This window comes from Nitrospirota bacterium (assembly GCA_016207905.1).
GTDB lineage: Bacteria > Nitrospirota > Thermodesulfovibrionia > Thermodesulfovibrionales > JdFR-86 > JACQZC01.
The window spans coordinates 21,441-37,364 of record JACQZC010000053.1 but is presented as its reverse complement, the minus strand read 5'-3'; the positions used below and the strand labels follow the sequence as shown (position 1 = coordinate 37,364).

18 protein-coding genes are annotated in these 15,924 nt (G+C 44.1%); 7 read left to right on the top strand and 11 right to left on the bottom strand.

Annotation, left to right across the window (positions count from 1 at the left end):
* Positions 1 to 187: 187 nt before the first annotated feature.
* From HY805_06565 to HY805_06530, 8 genes are read right to left on the bottom strand one after another with little or no spacing between them, the layout of a single operon-like run.
* On the bottom strand, positions 188 to 2,137 hold the full coding sequence (locus HY805_06565) for a hypothetical protein (protein ID MBI4823876.1): 1,950 nt from the start codon (positions 2,135 to 2,137) through the stop codon (positions 188 to 190).
* Positions 2,119 to 2,841, bottom strand: a complete 723-nt coding sequence (locus tag HY805_06560; GenBank protein ID MBI4823875.1) for a glycosyltransferase family protein — start codon at positions 2,839 to 2,841, stop codon at positions 2,119 to 2,121. The genes HY805_06565 and HY805_06560 overlap by 19 nt, the downstream gene beginning before the upstream one ends.
* Positions 2,842 to 3,663: an SDR family oxidoreductase gene (locus HY805_06555; protein ID MBI4823874.1), complete on the bottom strand. Its 822-nt coding sequence runs from the start codon at positions 3,661 to 3,663 to the stop codon at positions 2,842 to 2,844.
* Entirely contained in the window at positions 3,660 to 4,436 is a 777-nt protein-coding gene (locus tag HY805_06550; GenBank protein MBI4823873.1) for an SDR family oxidoreductase, read from the bottom strand. The genes HY805_06555 and HY805_06550 overlap by 4 nt, the downstream gene beginning before the upstream one ends.
* Positions 4,427 to 5,269, bottom strand: a complete 843-nt coding sequence (locus HY805_06545; protein MBI4823872.1) for a sugar phosphate isomerase/epimerase — start codon at positions 5,267 to 5,269, stop codon at positions 4,427 to 4,429. Before HY805_06545 ends, HY805_06550 begins: the two co-directional genes overlap by 10 nt.
* 23 nt (positions 5,270 to 5,292) lie before the next feature.
* Positions 5,293 to 6,276: an aminotransferase class IV gene (locus HY805_06540; protein MBI4823871.1), complete on the bottom strand. Its 984-nt coding sequence runs from the start codon at positions 6,274 to 6,276 to the stop codon at positions 5,293 to 5,295.
* Complete coding sequence (locus HY805_06535) at positions 6,251 to 6,754, bottom strand: HAD-IA family hydrolase (GenBank protein ID MBI4823870.1); 504 nt, start codon at positions 6,752 to 6,754, stop codon at positions 6,251 to 6,253. Before HY805_06535 ends, HY805_06540 begins: the two co-directional genes overlap by 26 nt.
* Complete coding sequence (locus HY805_06530) at positions 6,751 to 7,620, bottom strand: N-acetylneuraminate synthase family protein (GenBank protein ID MBI4823869.1); 870 nt, start codon at positions 7,618 to 7,620, stop codon at positions 6,751 to 6,753. Before HY805_06530 ends, HY805_06535 begins: the two co-directional genes overlap by 4 nt.
* Before the next feature lie 352 nt (positions 7,621 to 7,972).
* Between HY805_06530 and HY805_06525 the strand changes: the two genes are divergently transcribed.
* The 5 genes from HY805_06525 to mazG all read left to right on the top strand — a co-directional run bounded on the left by HY805_06525 (position 7,973) and on the right by mazG (position 12,650).
* The gene (locus HY805_06525; protein MBI4823868.1) at positions 7,973 to 8,179 is read left to right on the top strand and encodes a cold-shock protein; all 207 of its coding nucleotides are present in this window, start codon (positions 7,973 to 7,975) and stop codon (positions 8,177 to 8,179) included.
* Between the two features lie 109 nt (positions 8,180 to 8,288).
* Positions 8,289 to 9,068, top strand: a complete 780-nt coding sequence (locus HY805_06520) for an undecaprenyl-diphosphate phosphatase (GenBank protein ID MBI4823867.1) — start codon at positions 8,289 to 8,291, stop codon at positions 9,066 to 9,068.
* Complete coding sequence (locus HY805_06515; protein MBI4823866.1) at positions 9,058 to 11,148, top strand: DNA translocase FtsK 4TM domain-containing protein; 2,091 nt, start codon at positions 9,058 to 9,060, stop codon at positions 11,146 to 11,148. Before HY805_06520 ends, HY805_06515 begins: the two co-directional genes overlap by 11 nt.
* 10 nt (positions 11,149 to 11,158) lie before the next feature.
* The gene (locus HY805_06510; protein MBI4823865.1) at positions 11,159 to 11,890 is read left to right on the top strand and encodes a competence/damage-inducible protein A; all 732 of its coding nucleotides are present in this window, start codon (positions 11,159 to 11,161) and stop codon (positions 11,888 to 11,890) included.
* A complete protein-coding gene (gene mazG, locus HY805_06505; protein MBI4823864.1) occupies positions 11,874 to 12,650 on the top strand; it encodes a nucleoside triphosphate pyrophosphohydrolase in 777 nt (258 codons plus the stop codon). The genes HY805_06510 and mazG overlap by 17 nt, the downstream gene beginning before the upstream one ends.
* A gap of 4 nt (positions 12,651 to 12,654) precedes the next feature.
* On the opposite strand, the gene HY805_06500 is transcribed toward mazG, so the two are convergent.
* Positions 12,655 to 13,311 (bottom strand): PilZ domain-containing protein, encoded by a 657-nt coding sequence (locus tag HY805_06500; GenBank protein MBI4823863.1) that lies wholly within the window; start codon positions 13,309 to 13,311, stop codon positions 12,655 to 12,657.
* A 138-nt stretch (positions 13,312 to 13,449) separates the two neighbouring features.
* Here HY805_06500 and HY805_06495 point away from each other — a divergent pair, with 138 nt between their 5' ends.
* Positions 13,450 to 14,295, top strand: a complete 846-nt coding sequence (locus HY805_06495; GenBank protein ID MBI4823862.1) for a hypothetical protein — start codon at positions 13,450 to 13,452, stop codon at positions 14,293 to 14,295.
* Between the two features lies 1 nt (position 14,296).
* Here the strand turns inward: HY805_06495 and HY805_06490 are convergent, their stop codons facing one another.
* Together HY805_06490 and HY805_06485 are read right to left on the bottom strand one after the other, a co-directional pair.
* Positions 14,297 to 14,533 (bottom strand): sulfurtransferase TusA family protein, encoded by a 237-nt coding sequence (locus tag HY805_06490; protein MBI4823861.1) that lies wholly within the window; start codon positions 14,531 to 14,533, stop codon positions 14,297 to 14,299.
* A gap of 85 nt (positions 14,534 to 14,618) precedes the next feature.
* Positions 14,619 to 14,903 carry a GYD domain-containing protein gene (locus tag HY805_06485; GenBank protein MBI4823860.1) on the bottom strand — a complete coding sequence of 95 codons (285 nt, stop codon included), beginning with the start codon at positions 14,901 to 14,903 and terminating at the stop codon, positions 14,619 to 14,621.
* Positions 14,904 to 15,021: 118 nt separating this feature from the next.
* On the opposite strand from HY805_06485, the gene era reads away from it, so the two are divergent.
* The gene (era, locus tag HY805_06480; protein MBI4823859.1) at positions 15,022 to 15,924 is read left to right on the top strand and encodes a GTPase Era; all 903 of its coding nucleotides are present in this window, start codon (positions 15,022 to 15,024) and stop codon (positions 15,922 to 15,924) included.

Genomic DNA, 15,924 nt, shown 5'->3' with positions numbered 1-15,924 from the left:
CCTCCCCGTTATTTTTTTGTGAGTCTACCAACTTTAAAAAGAAAGTGCTTTTGCATCACCTCCCTTTTTGGAAATTTTATTGCCTTCAGCAGTTGTTATAAAAATTATATAGAGGAATATGTAAATATGCAACTTCAATTTTTCAATTTAGAAGACCTTAATATTAAAACTTTATGCCTTGTGTGGCTCATGCAAATGATTCTTTCCCCATCATCTCCCAGTCAACCCTATAGAGTTTGAAATATTTATCTTCAAAGACTCTTATGAGATAAGAAGGAGGCTCATATAATGTGTCATCTGACATAAGAACATAATCGAATTTCTTGTAATACTCCTTTATCCTCAGCCAGTCATCCTCTTTGAATGATAGTGCCTTCTTATAGATAAGGAGGTGCTGTTCTTCCGATTCCTCTATGTCCTTTAGTGTAAGTCCATAGACAACATCGAGTTCCTTATAGATTTTCGGAAGCATATCAGGGAAATATATGGAGTTTGAAACGACCCCATAGGCAAGCACAGTGTTTCTGAAAGCCGCATTCACCCATGTATACAGGTAATAGTGGTCTTTAAGGGTTTCACTCTGATAAACAAAAAAAACAGAATCCTTTGGCGTATTTTGGTCAATATAGCTCAGGAGCTTCTTTTCGCTTCTGGTTATTTCGGGAAGAGACCGTATTACTGTCTCATAAAATACTGATGTAAAGGCAATCCCAAAAAGGACAATCATGCCAACGATGACATGATAGCTCAGAGAAACAATCCTCTGCCTGAGTCGGGAGTTATAAGCAAATGTAAACCATGTCATAAGCCATGCCACCACATAAAGTATTCCTATGGCGAGCTTTTTATAGTTCAGCACAAGACCTATATATGTCTCTGAAGAGTAATCTATAAAACAGAAGGCAAACACTACGAGGCTAAAGAGAAGGGCATCTTTGAGAGTCCACCTGCTAAAGTGCTCTTTATAGATTATCCAGAGGATAGGGAAAAACAGAAACGGTGCATAATAAAAAGAAAAAACTACGAGGACTATTAAGGGTATGCCTTTTACACCATGCTTTTCGATAATAAATCTTATAAGAAGGGCTATCTGGATGAATAGGGCAAGCACCAAAAGAGAGGCAAGCCTGCTTGGATAAAGGGTCAAAAGCCTCGGATGCTGAAACACATATGCACCTATAGCAACAAATACCATCACTGCCACATATGCCATGAGCGCATAGGTCAGATAATATGCAGAATCCATGTTTTTGACGGAATCTTTAAAGAAACCCGGGTATTGCCTTTCCTTCTTCTTCATGAATACCACAAGGCAGGCAACTACGATATAAGTGTACAAGAGGCTTGTCAGTTCCTCCTTATGCATCCACGAGACAGCATGGCCACTGGTCTTCATAATAGTAGCCAGCTTAAACCATTCAGTAAAATTAACATTATATGACTGGAGCTGTGGCATATAAAGCACATAAATCATTGGCACAGCAATCAGAGGCAATATGCGCAGGGCTTTCCCCTTTACACTATAATCCTTAAGGAATGAGATATATCCGCATGCAAATGCACTAAAAAGAATGCCCTGAGCAGGATGAAATAGAAGAAGAAGGGTAAGAAAAATGAAATAAAGGGCAAACCTCCCGGAGACTAATGCAAATAAAATCAGGGGATGAAATCCTTGAGAAAGATAGCCAAAGAGCTTTCCGCTCACAGGGTAAAAGGGATATGTGTAAAGAAAGACCTTTGAGAACAAAGGCGTAATACTCATCAGCACAGCAAAAAAAAGGGCTATATTTCTTTCCCTGATAAAGTAACTGGCAAGGAGATATATCCCTATAAAATATATAAGAGAAAGCACAAAGAATTGAAGAAACTCATAGTTATAATTTCCAATGATACTGCCCATGAAACCTGCAAACCTCACAAGTGGAAACTGTGCCAGAGCCTTAATGGCAGTTGTAAGGGGAAGTGTCTCATCCAGGATGACATCTCCTGTAAGGTATCTCATTGGCCCTATTATGTCTGACCTCATAAGCGGAAGATAGGTCTTCATAATGAGGAGTTTGATTGCCGATACCGCTATGCCATAAAGGATAACAGTGCCATGCCAATAAGGCAGTCTATTTATTTCTGATGAGCGCACCTATATATCTTATCATACCACTGGATAATGTCAGTAATGTGAAAGTCTTTTTTTTGGGGATACCAGTACTCGTATATCTTACTGAGGAATTGATATTCCTCCTCGGTGTTTACATCAAGCCTTAGCTCAGGTCTTCTGAACTCAGGGGGGCATGTCACTGTTCCGACCTTGAAGTCTGCCCTGTGCTCATAGATATAGCTATGGGGATGTTCCCTATGAGTCGGGTCTTTAGTGATTTTCCAGAGCTTCTCAATGGTAGAGAAATTATAAACCTCAGCGCCAAGACCATCCGGATAGCCGTTTCCATTTATGTTATGGGTGTTTGAAGAGAAGTCATTGTCAGTGCCGAGATGGTATCTTATGATTCGGTCTATCTCTTCTGGCTCAACAACTGGATTATCAGCACAGAGCCTCACAACAGTATCCGCCTTGAATTCTTTTGCTGCCTGATAATACCTGTCAACAAGGTCATCTTCAGAGCCTCTGAAGACGCTTATGCCGAGCTCCTCAGCAACCCTGACAAGCACATTGTCCTCAGCCCTTTCGGTAGTGGCAAGCACTATCTTCTCAGGGGTCTTGCTTCTCTTTACCCTTTCTATAAACCTATATAGGAGGGGTTTGCCTGCAAGTGGCATCATTGATTTTCCGGGAAGCCTTTTAGAGCCCATGCGCGCCTGTATGATGGCAACTACCGTTTTAGGCACTTACCAGCATGTCCTTCCACCGTCTATTACAAGTGTAGAGCCTGTCATATAAGATGAGGCATCTGAGATGAGGAAGATGATGGCTTCCTTGTATTCGTCGGCATCAGCCATCCTTCCCATTGGGATGAGGTCTGTTAGTTTTTCCACAAAGTCCGCATGCTGGCTCTGATAGACTCCACCAGGGCAGAGGGCATTTACCCTCACCCCTTTTTCTGCCCAATAAACAGCGAGGTATTTTGTAAGCCCGATGATGCCGTGCTTGATTACAGAATAAGTTACTGGCTTTACAGGCTGACTGTCTTCTGAAAGCCCTTCTTTTCTGTAAATTCTCTGGTCAGGGGCTATAATGCCAAGGTCAGATGAGATATTCAGGATGACCCCTCTGCCCTTTTGAGCCATCTCTGTGCCGAAGACCTGACTGCAAAACATAGCACCCTTTAAGCCGACATCAAGCTCCTTATCCCACATGCGGGATGAATAATTTTCAAACCTTAAACCTTTAAGCCCAAAAACTCCTTTGACCTTTGGGTCTATAGAGGCATTGTTGATGAGGATGTCCACAGCCCCTAATTTCCTGAATATCTCCTTGCCTACATTTTCCACAGCAGTCTTTTTTGTTATATCAACTATATGAATTGGAATCTTCTTCCCGTATCTTTTTGCAAGCTCCATAGAGACCTTTTCCATAGACTTCTTATTTATATCTAAAAGGATTGGGAGTCCGCCTGCCTCAATGACAGCTTCGGCATGTTTCCTTCCGAGAAGCCCAGCCCCGCCTGTTATCACTGAGTTTCTGCCTTTGAGATTAAATCTCTCCATCATAGGAGTCTCCTTATCTGCCCGCCATCAACTACAAGGTTGGCACCAGTAATAAACGATGCCCTATCAGAGACCAAAAAACATATAGCATCGGCTATCTCCTCAGGTGTGCCAAGTCTTCTCGCGGGGACAGAGGTCTCTATATATCGCTCTACTGCCGCTCTGTCTTCCTTTAGTTTTCTGTCCCATGTTCCTCCCTCAAAATACACATTGCCCGGAGAGATAGCATTCACCCTTATACCGTCTGAGGCAACGAGGGCTGACACATTCTTTACGAAGCTCAGGAGAGCTGTCTTTGCAGCTGAGTAAGGAATAGGCGCAGGAATTGCCTCACAGCCGGCAATTGAGGATACCGCGACAATACTGCCAGAAGCCTGCTCCTTCATCACCCTTATGGATTCCCTTATGAGTCTTACCGCAGGGTAGAAGTTTATGTCAAAGCCCTCATGCCAGTAACTGTCCTCAACATCCCAGCCGACCTTGGACCTTCCACTTCCTATATTTGCAATAGCTATATCAAGCCTTCCCTGCTCCCTGAGAACAGTCTCTATGAGAGTTTTTATAGTCTCTGTAAGGCTAAGGTCCCCGTTGAACTTATAAACACTGTTTCCGAACTGGGAGCTGAGGTCTCTATATGTAGAGTCCAGTGCCTCTTTGTCTCTACCAGTCAGATAAACAATCGCACCCTCCTTAAGCAAGCCATAGGCTATGGCTTTTCCTATTCCCCTTGAAGAGCCACTGACAACCGAGACCCTGCCACCGATATTCAGTTCCATTTAGAGCCTTTTCCGCCTCCTATGAACCTTTTAAGAAAGGATAGATAATCCTTTATTTTCTCCTTCTCCCTGCCTGTCTGTCCCCTTGCTGTCTGGAGAATAAAAATGCCTGAGAAGCCGAGCCTCTTGAGCTTGCTGAAGACAAGATGAAAGTTGACATCGCCTTCCCCAAGAGGAACACTTCCTCCTTTATATGTACGGTCCTTTATATGCACATCAGTTATCCATCTGCCATATATGTCAAGCTCTTCCTCCGGGTCATAGCCAAGAGAGGCGCTATTGCCCATATCATAATTGACCTTTATATTCGGGGAGCTAAACCTGCGGAGAAGCCCTATAAATCCCTCTGGTGGAAGGTCGGTCTCAAGTGTAAGATTGATTCCTAATTTTTCAGCTAAAGGAAAGGACTTTTTAAGCGAGACCTCAAGCTGTCTTATCTCCTCTAATGTTTTCAGACCTGAGCGGTCAACACATGGAATTATTATATCCTTTACAGACAGAATCCCACAGTTCCTGATAAGGGCATTCAAAACCCCAAGTGCCTTCCTGCCATCACCCCTATGGAGCGGATAGTCCATGAAATAATCCGCACATACAGACAGCACCCTTACCCCGGTCTGTTTCTCAAGGGAGTTAATCCTTTCAATGCCCTTAATATTCATGAGGGGATGGCTCTCGGGGTTATCCCCCCCGAAGATAAACTCTATGCAGTCAATGCCAAGCTCCGATGCTGAGGAAAATTCCTTTTCCCATTCCTCCTCAGGGAATGCCTGAATCAATCCCTGAACTGGTGGCAAAAGCCTGCCCTGCATTATGCCGATAGGGTTATTCATTACTGTATTAAAGAATAGCTTTATTAATCCTTATCCCCTCCCCTAAATTCATAGGGCGTGGGGGCAGTGCCTTCAGCCGGGGTAATGCCCCATTTTTTTATCTGGGCTATTATGTCTATTCCGACATTCCTGCTCCACCTCTCCATAAGCATTTTAGTAATAGGTCCCATCTTTCCCGAGCCTATGGTAAGTCCGTTAATCCTTGACACCGGAAGCATGCAAAACGGTGTTCCTGTAAAGAATGCCTCATCTGCGGTGACGACATCATAAAGCTCTATATTTCGCTCATGGCATGGAATATTCAACTGTTTTGCGAGCTCATCCATCACATATGCCCTGCTTATGCCACGAAGGATGTTTCTTGGCTCAGGCGTAAAAAGAGAGCTATCCTTGACTATGAAGAAATTTGCCCCTGTGCCCTCTGCGACAAAGCCATCTGTGTCAAGGAGAAGTGCCCATACATTCTGCCCCTTGTATTTTGAGACCTCTATATTTGCCATCATGTAATGTAGCCTGCTTCTGTTTTTTACCTTTGGCTCAAGCAGCCTTGAGGGGATTGTCCTCTGGCTTGGCACAACTGCCTCTATGCCTTCATCGAAGAGCCTTCCCATCGCCGAGACAGTCCATCTGAGCGGAAAATCCGCTATAATAATGTTTGTGCCTTTATGCCCACCCAACACATCTCTGTATATTGAAAGCGTTCCCCTTGTCACATTTATCATGAGGCGGTGCTCGTCATCAGGCTCAAAGACAGGGTCGTTTCTTTCTATGGTGTCAAGACATGCCTGCTTCAGCTCTTCAATTGTCATTGGAATATCTATATGGATATAGCGGGCTGAGTTATAAAGCCTCTGTAAATGCTCTATGAGCTTGAACTGTACCTTATTGAAGGAGCGGGTCATCTCAAAGACCATGTCACCAAACATAAGGGCAGAATCGTAGATGGATATTTTGGCTTCTGTCTCAGGAACAAAGTCTCTGTTAAAGTATACGATTCTTTCTGCCATTGGTTTTCCTTTTATCTCTGCGAGGGTGGCTAATGTGCTCTAAGATCTCTTTTACCACACCTTCCCCCCGTGTTGCCCTTAGGGTTGTCTTTGCAGCGGCTCTTGCCTCTACAATGGCATTAGAGGGCGCAAAGCTGTGTTCAAGATACTCAAGTAGGGAGATGTCTTTTTTAGAGTCGCCCACATAACAGACCTCTGAGGCATTTAGCGATGCCTCTGCTATCAGGGTTTTAAATGTATTCAGTTTGTCCTTGCAACCGGCTGAAAAAAAATCAGGCAGGAATCTGCGTTTGACATATCTCGTGAAGTGGTTGTCCTCACCGGTTAGAAAGCCTATCTTTATGCCCAATCTCTTGAGCTCAAAGATGGCATCTATGTCATCGTAAGATATGGTCTTTGCCTCCTCACCTGAGGCATTTATCGTAACCTTCCCATCTGTAAGGACACCGTCTATGTCCAGAAAAACAGCCTTAATCACCCAACCCGCCTGAGCTTCTGTATGATAGGCTCTTCGCTTTCATAGACCCTGATAATGCCATCACCCCTTGCGACCTGATATTCCCTTATATCTCTTACGAGCCTCTGTAGACCCTGAGGCTCTACAGAGGCTGCCTGGTCGCTTCCCCACATTGCCCTGTCAAGGGTTATATGCCTTTCAACCATGCATGCCCCAAGAACTACTGCTGCGTAAGTGGTTGCCAGACCTACCTCATGCCCGGAATATCCCACTGGAGTCCCGAACCTCTCCCTCAAGGTCGCTATGCCAGCGAGATTCAGCTCTGAAGGCTTTGATGGATATGTGCTTGTGCAGTGAAGTAGTATCAGTTCCTCTCTTCCCAGCACCTTAACCGCATGCCCTACCTGCTGCATTGTGCTCATTCCAGTGGAAAGGATGATGGGTCTGCCATACCTCCTATTGTGTCTGAGGAGGTTGTCGTCTGTAAGGCAGGCAGAGGCAATCTTATAACATGGGGGGCTGAATTGCTCTATGAAATCAACAGAGCCTTCATCCCAGCAGGATGCAAACCACTGGATGCCCTTTTCTTTGCAGTATCTGTCTATCTCTGTGTAGTCTTCATACCCGAATTCAAGCCCTCTTTTTAAGTCGCCGTTTGTAGTTCCGAAAGGGTTTTCTCTTGGCTTTGCAAGCTCTTCAGCCGAGTAAACTACCTCAATTGTGCGTTTCTGGAACTTAACTGCATCACAGCCGGCAGTTACTGCCACATCTATAAGTTGCTTGGCTATATCTACAGAGCCATTATGGTTTATGCCTATCTCTGCGCATATATAGCAGGGGTTGCCGTCGCCAACATTTTTTTCTCCTATTTTTACAACAGGCGACATTTTTATGCCTCCTCCAGTTTTTAAAATATTTTATATTATATATAGAAAGGTTTTTCACTGTCAACCAAATCCTGCATTAACCAACCCATTTGAGCCCTGATTAAGTTCAGATACATATGAGGCAGAAATAAAGAATCTTCTTCACAGAATAGGGATAGGGGGACAAAGTCCCCCTATAAAAAAATAATTCCCCTCCATGAAGGGAGGGGATGAAGGGGAGGGTTGTCTCATATATGTTGAACCCATACATATTGCTTGACAACACGAGAAGTGGTGTGTTAGTTATATAACAACTTGTTTTACAGGTTGGATTTTGTTTTCCCGGAAGGAAAAAAGGAGGATTTTTGTAGTTATGGTAGTTGAAGGAAAAGTGAAATGGTTCAACGAAAACAAAGGCTTTGGATTTATACAGCAGGACGACGGCACTGATGTATTTGTCCACTATTCTGCTATCAAGACAGATGGCTTCAAGACCCTTATCGAAGGCGATAGGGTTCAGTTTGAAGTCGTAAGTGGAGAACGCGGACCAAAAGCCGCAAATGTAGTAAAGGTTCAATAAAGACCTTTCTGGGGGGCGTTAAGCCCCCCTTTGTTTCCTCCCAAAAAACTTCTTTGATAGATAGTTTGCGACACCCATGTCAAATCTGCACCCGTGTTATAATTATTGAATGCTTAAGCCAGCCATACTCGGAATTATTCAGGGCGCCACAGAGTTTCTTCCTGTTAGCTCTACAGCCCACCTGATACTCATGAGATGGTTTTTCGGCTGGAATGGAGAGTTAAGCACCCTTTCATTCGATGTGGCACTTCATGCAGGCACGCTTACAAGCCTCCTCATATGCTTCTCAAAGGATATAGCCAATATCATTAAGGAAAATAAAAGGCTTGCCCTTTTTATTGCTATTGGCACATTGCCTGCTGGACTGGCAGGTTTCCTCGGAGAGGACTTCGTTAGTGGGTCCCTCAGAAGTCCGTTTATAGTAGCCTCAGCTCTTATAGTCTTTGGATTGGTGATGCTTGCCTCAGAGAGATTTCAAAAGCTAAGAGACATGCAGACCCTGACACTCTCTGAGGTCCTATTCATAGGAATTGCCCAGGCAATTGCCCTTGTCCCGGGTGTCTCACGCTCAGGCATTACAATATCAGCCGCACTTATGATGGGATTGAAAAGACAGGACTCTGCAAGGTTTTCCTTCCTCCTTTCAATACCAATTGTCGCTGGTGCATCAGTCCTTGAGGGAAGCAGACTTATGAGCCATCCCGAAGATTATGACCTCGGAGTCTTTGTATCAGGCTTTCTCGCCTCTTCTATAGCAGGTATCTTTGCAATAAAATTTCTACTTGGTTATCTAAGGAGACATCCTCTAAATGTATTTGTTTACTATAGGATTGCACTTGCTGTTATAATCATGTGGTGGGGATTTACAGGCAGTGGTTATGGTAAGTAAGGCAGGCACAAAAGGCAAAAGGGCAGTTGGCATCATAACTGTTTTAGGCAGTGTATACCTTGGACTGAGTCTCCTCAGCTATTCTAAATGGGACCCATCTCTACTTACATATACCTCTGAGCCTGCTCAAAATCTTGGCGGAATAGCAGGCGCTTACATATCAGATGCCCTTATGAGCCTCATCGGAGTTTCTGCCTATAGCATACCGCTTTTTCTCTGTGTTTACGGGATAAAGGGGCTACTCTTAAGGGAAAGGAGTAGGATAAATTTAGTAGGAGCAGTGCTTTTTATCTTTTCGTTTTCAACTCTGTCAGGACTGATGGCAGATTCGTTTGACATCGAGTTAAATGCAGGCATTATCGGAACTGCATTAGGAAACGCCTTTAGTTCGTTACTTTCCATAGTAGGTGCATACATCCTGTCAATCGCCTTTGTGCTTGCCTCGCTCATACTCGTGAGTCCAGAGTCATTTATCGATGCTTTATTCAGGCTAAAAACAGAAGACAAAGAGAAACCAGAAGTTCCAGAGGAGGAATATATAAGCAGACGGTATGAGCCAGAGGTCTTTACAATGCCTTCTTCTTTACCGCCTCGATTAGAGGAAGAAGAAGGATTTTCCTATGCCGAAGAACAAGAGGAGCTTGAGAAGAAATATCTGCCACGACTAAAAAAATCAGGCTATGAACTGCCTTCTATAGAACTGCTTGTTCTTCATGAAGACACAGGGCTCAGACCCACAAAGGATGAGACCATATCGGACACTGTATTGCTCGAGAAGAGACTTGGAGATTTTCAGGTAGAGGGTAAGGTTACACAGGTGCATATCGGGCCTGTGGTTACGATGTATGAGTTTGAGCCTGCACCAGGGGTTAAGATAAACAGGGTAGTATCCCTTTCAGATGACCTTGCATTGGGTCTTAAGGCAAGAAGCGTAAGGATTGCACCCATACCCGGAAAAGCAACCATAGGGATAGAGGTTCCAAACAGATACAGAGAGACAGTCTCACTTAGGGAAATCATATCTTCGGAGGCGTTCAGGAGAAGTCCCTCTGCCCTGACCCTCGCATTAGGGAAGGATATATTCGGAAACCCAGCTGTTGCCGACCTTCTTAAGATGCCACATCTTCTTGTGGCAGGCGCTACAGGCTCTGGAAAAAGCGTTTCCATAAACGCAATGGTAATGAGCATCCTTTATAAGGCATCGCCTGCCGAGGTCAAATTACTGCTTATAGACCCGAAACTCCTTGAGCTTTCGGCATACGAGGATATACCCCATCTTGTCATGCCTGTGGTGACAAGTCCAAAGGAGGCAGCAGATGCCCTCAAAAAAACAGTGTTCGAGATGGACAGAAGATACAGGCTTATCGCAGAGAAAGGAGCAAGAAACATAGAGGGCTTTAATGCACATGTTTCAGAGGAGGAGAGATTGCCCTACATTGTGGTCTTCATAGACGAGCTGGCTGACCTCATGTTTACATCGGCAGTAGTCGTGGAGGACTCCATCGCAAGGCTTGCACAGATGGCAAGGGCATCGGGGATACATCTGATTGTGGCTACCCAGAGACCCTCTGTGGATGTAATAACAGGGGTCATAAAGGCGAATTTTCCTGCGAGGGTATCGTTTCAGGTAAGCTCTAAAATAGACTCAAGAACAATCCTCGATAGCCACGGAGCAGAACAGCTCATAGGCAATGGAGACATGCTCTTCATGCTTCCCGGTGCAAGAACAATACGAATCCATGGCGCATTCATTCAGGGCTCTGAGATTAATGCTATCACTGATTTCATAAAAGCACAGGGGAGACCCGATTATAGTCTCTTTGAAGGAATTCAGACAGTTGAGGAGCAAAAAGAGACGGTCCCTGGTGAGCGGGATGAGATATATCAGAGAGCACTTGATTTCGCAGAGGCAGTAGGCGAGGTCTCGATATCCTCCATACAAAGAAGGTTCAAGGTAGGCTATAACAGAGCCGCAAGAATCATGGAGCTTATGGAAGAAGACGGACTCGTAGGACCTATGAAAGGTGCAGGGAAACCCCGAGACTTCTTAAGAAAGGGGCATAGAGGACACCTCCCTTAACAAAAAACAGGTGAAAACTGCCGCAATCGTCATAATCGGAGACGAGATTCTTTCAGGCAAGATAAAGGATACAAACTCGTATTATCTTGCCGGAGAGTTGAGGGCACTCGGCGTGAATGTCAAATCTATCTCCGTTATACCCGATGATGTAGATGTTATAGCAAAGGAGGTCTCGTCTACATCAAAAAAATATAACTATGTCTTTACCTCAGGCGGAATTGGCCCAACGCATGACGACCTCACAATAGAGGGCATAGCAAAAGGATTCGGACTTAAGACCCACAGGAACAATCACATCGTGAGGCTTATTAAATCACGATGTAGGGGAAGAGCCTTAGAGAACTCTGTCCTAAAGATGGCTTACCTTCCAGAAGGCACTGAGGTCATCAAAGAAAAAGGAATGGGTTTCCCGGTTTTAGTTTTAAAAAATATTTTTATATTTCCGGGAATCCCACGGTTTCTAAGAAGGAAGTTCTCCCTGATAAAAGACCGCTTCCGTTCATTAAAGCCATTCCATCTGAAAAACCTCTATGTAAATGATGAGGAGTGCTTTATAGCACCTCATCTCGAAAGGATAGTGTCTGGTTTCCCTGATGTTTCAATAGGCTCATATCCTGATGTAGAGGCATCGGGGTATAAGGTTAAAATCACGCTCGAATCCAAAAACAGAAAATCCCTGCTTCAGGCTTATAGGTCCCTGCTTAAGATTCTTCCCCATGAGATAGTTGTCAATGAGCATTGAGCCTCTTATAAATATCATGGAGTCCCTGAGACAAGGCTGTCCGTGGGATAAAGAGCAGACCCCTGGGTCCCTTAAGCCTTTTTTGCTCGAGGAGGCATACGAGGTTATCGAGGCTATAGATGAAGGAAATCCCGATAGGGTTAAGGAGGAGTTAGGCGACCTCCTATTCCAAATAGTCTTTCATTGCCAGATTGCAAAGGAAAAATCCGAGTTTGACATCAACGATGTGATAAAAGGAACCTGCGACAAGATGGTCAAAAGGCATCCACATGTGTTTGGACAAAAAGAGTATAAGACTGCCGAGGAGGTGCTCTCTCACTGGGAAGAACAGAAAAAAACAGAAGGCAAGCTCAGGGAATCTATCCTTGAGGGTGTGCCGGAGATACTGCCTTCTCTTTTACGGGCACATAGGCTTCAGGACAGAGCCTCGAAGGTAGGCTTTGACTGGGAAAATATAGAGGATGCCCTTAAAAAATTGGATGAGGAGCTTTCGGAATTCAAATCCGCCCTCGAAAATAAAAAACACTCCGAGATAGAAGATGAGTTGGGAGATATCTTCTTTATGCTCGTTAATATCTCACGGTTTGTTGGCATCAATCCCGAGGATGCCCTGAGAAAAACTATAAGCAAATTCATCTTGAGGTTTAGGTTCATGGAAGAAAAAGCCGCCGAACGAGGCTTGACCCTTAAGGCTCTGACGCTCAAGGAAATGGACAAATTATGGGATGAGGCAAAGGGGTTACGAACCCCAGCGAAATAGGGGGTTAGATAGATTTGATGAACTCCTCGAGGCTTGACTTGTCTTCCTCCTTCAATTCAGTGAATTCTATTCCAATGTCATAGTGGATTGGAAGCCCTTCAGCCAGCTGACAATGGGCAATCCTGCCTGAGAACCTGATTGCCTTATCATGTGGAAGAAATATCTCCATAGAATAGGTTTCATCTAATTTAAATTCGTCGCTTGACTCGATAAGCATTCCTCCCAGACTGAGTTTTTTGACAGTGTAAGAATAAATATAATCTAACACTGCCCTCTCGGGACCATGAATCTTGAATCTTAGACCTTTCAGCCTGCCCTCATCTGCCTTCTTGTGGCCATCTATGAAGGTAACGAGTTCTTCTAATTTTTCGCTTACAATGGTTCTGAATTCTATCCCTGCCCTGTATACAGGAATAACCTCGCCGTGGGCGGACTTTTTACCTTCTTTAAGAACAGCCCACACAACAAGTCCTTTAAAGGAAATACTTCTGCCTTTGTCATCCAGCTTAATCGTATATTCGGTGCCAATCCGAAGCCTCCTGCTGGTCTCGATAGCCGCACCGCCAAGAGATATGTTTATGATGTGAATATCGGAGATAAAAAGCATGTTGCCGTGTATGCCTTCTACGGTGAATCTTTTATGACGCCTTTTATCATCCATCTAAGCAGGTCTCTTACCTCTTACTTCAGGAATGCCCCTTTTTAAAAATAAGTATATCACCTAATGAATGTCAACACAAATATTTTAATTACTCTGAATAGAAATAACAGGGCGATTCAAGTATAATCTTATTAAGGGATGGATATAGCTCATAGTCTCATAAAATCGGCAAGGACTGTAGGTGGAGATGCCCTATGGGAACTCCTGATAACACAACACCCTGAGGTGCTTTCCAATGCTGTATTCAATAAAAATCTCAAGGAGGAGATGGCGGTATTCATAGCAAGAAGCAGAAACACCCCTTTAGAGACCCTTGGCTTTCTGGCAGGAGATGTGAGGTTTAAGGAAAGCTCTGAGCTAAAGCTTGTCCTTTGCAAGAATCCCAAAACCCCACAGAAAGTAACACTGTCCCTTCTTAAGTTCATTGGCACATTAGACCTCGGAGACCTGACGAGATACCAGCGCATCCCCCTAAATATAAGGCAGAAGATAGAGCTGATTCTCATAGAGAAAATACTGCCAATGCCCTTGGGTGTCAAAAAGTCTCTTGCAAAGCGGGCAAGCAGTAGTGTCGTAATGGCAATCATGGGAAAATCCGATAAGTCTGTCATAAGCGTATGCCTGGACAGTCCGTCGCTCGTAGAAGGACACCTTTACACACTGATTAATAAATCCTCGACAAAGCAGACTCTGATAGAGGCAGTAGCAGAGCATCCGAAATGGGCATTGAGATATGCTATCAGGTACGCGCTTATCAGGAATTTCTACACGCCCATGCAGTATATCATAGACTTCATAAAGGGCATGAAGACCTCTGACCTTAGGCTCCTTTATTCCGACCCAAAACTTCCAGTGTCAACGAAACCATACATCTTTATGGAGCTTCAGGAAAGAAACGAGACCGTTGACATTGCAAAAACAAAAACCTATACCCTCTCTGAAGAGGAAGATGCCTGCATCTCCGACAGAGACATAGACCTGTGAGCTATTTTTTCTTTATATAGAAATAAAAAGACTTTCCTTCTTCCTTGGAGCCTATGAGCTCATGACCAAGCTTTCTTAGAAGGGCAGGAATATCAGCCTTTGTGCCTGGGTCGGTTGATATGACCTCAAGCACTTGACCTGCTGATACTGTGTCGAGGGCTTTCTTTACCTTAAGAATAGGCATTGGGCAATTCAGCCCGCTTGTATCTAAAGAGACATCAGCCTTTATATCAGCCATTATTACCTCCAGTTCTAATTGGGGTTTTTAACCCTCTGCCTTTGGATTTTATAAACCTGAATATGAGGAAGGGGGAAGATGTTTATCATTTCAGGTTTTTTATAAATTCCGTAATAGGCAGTGCGGCAAGTGAAAGAAGATGAACAGAGCCTCTCGAGCCAAGCTCAACTGACATGCGCATAACTGTGTCATTGTCAGGAGCCTCTACGATATTTACGAAGTCATAAGGTCCAAGCACTGCAAACTGCTCTTTCACCTTAACACCCATTTTTTCAAGCTCTTTGTTTACCTCAAGAATCCTCGATGGGTTCTGCTTGATGGTTTTTCTGCCCTCATCCGTTAGCGTGCTTAATATAACATATATCCCCATTTTACCTACCTCCTTTCTTTTCCCTCTTCCTTATACATTGTATAATTTTTTGAATCAAGGGTCAATGGGTTTGTATAAGAGCTGTATAAGGGCAATGAAGTAAATGCTATAATCCGATATGAAGGATGAAAATGGGCAGGGGCTTTTCCATTCGGGATATGTAACGATAGCAGGAAAGCCCAATGTAGGAAAATCCACGTTCCTTAACTCGATCTTAGGCGAGAAGGTCTCCATAGTAACTTCAAAGCCACAGACAACACGAAACAGGATTATCGGAATAAAAACCCTGAAGGACTCCCAGATAATATTCATAGATACACCGGGCATTCACAAACCAAGACATGCCCTCGGTGCACTTATGGTGAAAAGGGCAAAAGAGGCATTAAGGGATGTGGATGTGATACTTTTTATGGTGGAGCCCTCGGCGCCTTCTTATGATGACATTGGCATCGTAAAACTCCTGAAGGGCTTTCCACTAACACCTGTTTTCCTTCTCATAAACAAGACAGACACTGTGAAAAAGCCTATGATTCTGCCTGTAATCGAGGAGTATAAGGAGATTTATCCCTTTAAGGAGATAATCCCTGTTTCTGCCCTCAAAGGCGATGGCATAGATATAGTCCTCGAGAGGATTCTCGAGCATCTTCCACTTGGACCTAAATATTATCCCGATGACCTTGTAACTGACCAGCTCGAAAGGTTTATGGTTTCCGAGATAATAAGGGAAAAGGTCATGGAAGAAACCGAGGAGGAGGTTCCACATGCCTGTGCAGTTGAGGTTATCGACTGGTCAGAGGAAAAAGACATAATTTCCATCTCGGCAAATATTTATGTTGAAAAAAATAGTCAAAAAGGTATTATAATAGGAAAAGCCGGGCTGAGGCTTAAGGCGGTGGGGACTTCAGCAAGGGCTGATATTGAAAGAATGCTTAATACAAAGGTTTATCTCAGGCTCTGGGTCAAGGTCAAACCGCACTGGCGAAAGAATGAGACAGCTTTAGCAGAATTGGGGTTAAAGTGA

What these genes read in the sequence shown, in the direction of transcription:
- HY805_06540 (MBI4823871.1), bottom strand. Translation starts at nt 6,276, where the DNA reads ATGGCAGAAAGAATCGTATACTTTAACAGAGACTTTGTTCCTGAGACA.
- HY805_06555 (MBI4823874.1), bottom strand. Translation starts at nt 3,663, where the DNA reads ATGATGGAGAGATTTAATCTCAAAGGCAGAAACTCAGTGATAACAGGC.
- HY805_06530 (MBI4823869.1), bottom strand. Translation starts at nt 7,620, where the DNA reads ATGTCGCCTGTTGTAAAAATAGGAGAAAAAAATGTTGGCGACGGCAAC.
- HY805_06525 (MBI4823868.1), top strand. Translation starts at nt 7,973, where the DNA reads ATGGTAGTTGAAGGAAAAGTGAAATGGTTCAACGAAAACAAAGGCTTT.
- HY805_06515 (MBI4823866.1), top strand. Translation starts at nt 9,058, where the DNA reads ATGGTAAGTAAGGCAGGCACAAAAGGCAAAAGGGCAGTTGGCATCATA.
- HY805_06495 (MBI4823862.1), top strand. Translation starts at nt 13,450, where the DNA reads ATGGATATAGCTCATAGTCTCATAAAATCGGCAAGGACTGTAGGTGGA.
- HY805_06520 (MBI4823867.1), top strand. Translation starts at nt 8,289, where the DNA reads ATGCTTAAGCCAGCCATACTCGGAATTATTCAGGGCGCCACAGAGTTT.
- HY805_06490 (MBI4823861.1), bottom strand. Translation starts at nt 14,533, where the DNA reads ATGGCTGATATAAAGGCTGATGTCTCTTTAGATACAAGCGGGCTGAAT.
- era (MBI4823859.1), top strand. Translation starts at nt 15,022, where the DNA reads ATGAAGGATGAAAATGGGCAGGGGCTTTTCCATTCGGGATATGTAACG.
- HY805_06545 (MBI4823872.1), bottom strand. Translation starts at nt 5,269, where the DNA reads ATGAATAACCCTATCGGCATAATGCAGGGCAGGCTTTTGCCACCAGTT.
- HY805_06500 (MBI4823863.1), bottom strand. Translation starts at nt 13,311, where the DNA reads ATGGATGATAAAAGGCGTCATAAAAGATTCACCGTAGAAGGCATACAC.
- HY805_06485 (MBI4823860.1), bottom strand. Translation starts at nt 14,903, where the DNA reads ATGGGGATATATGTTATATTAAGCACGCTAACGGATGAGGGCAGAAAA.
- HY805_06550 (MBI4823873.1), bottom strand. Translation starts at nt 4,436, where the DNA reads ATGGAACTGAATATCGGTGGCAGGGTCTCGGTTGTCAGTGGCTCTTCA.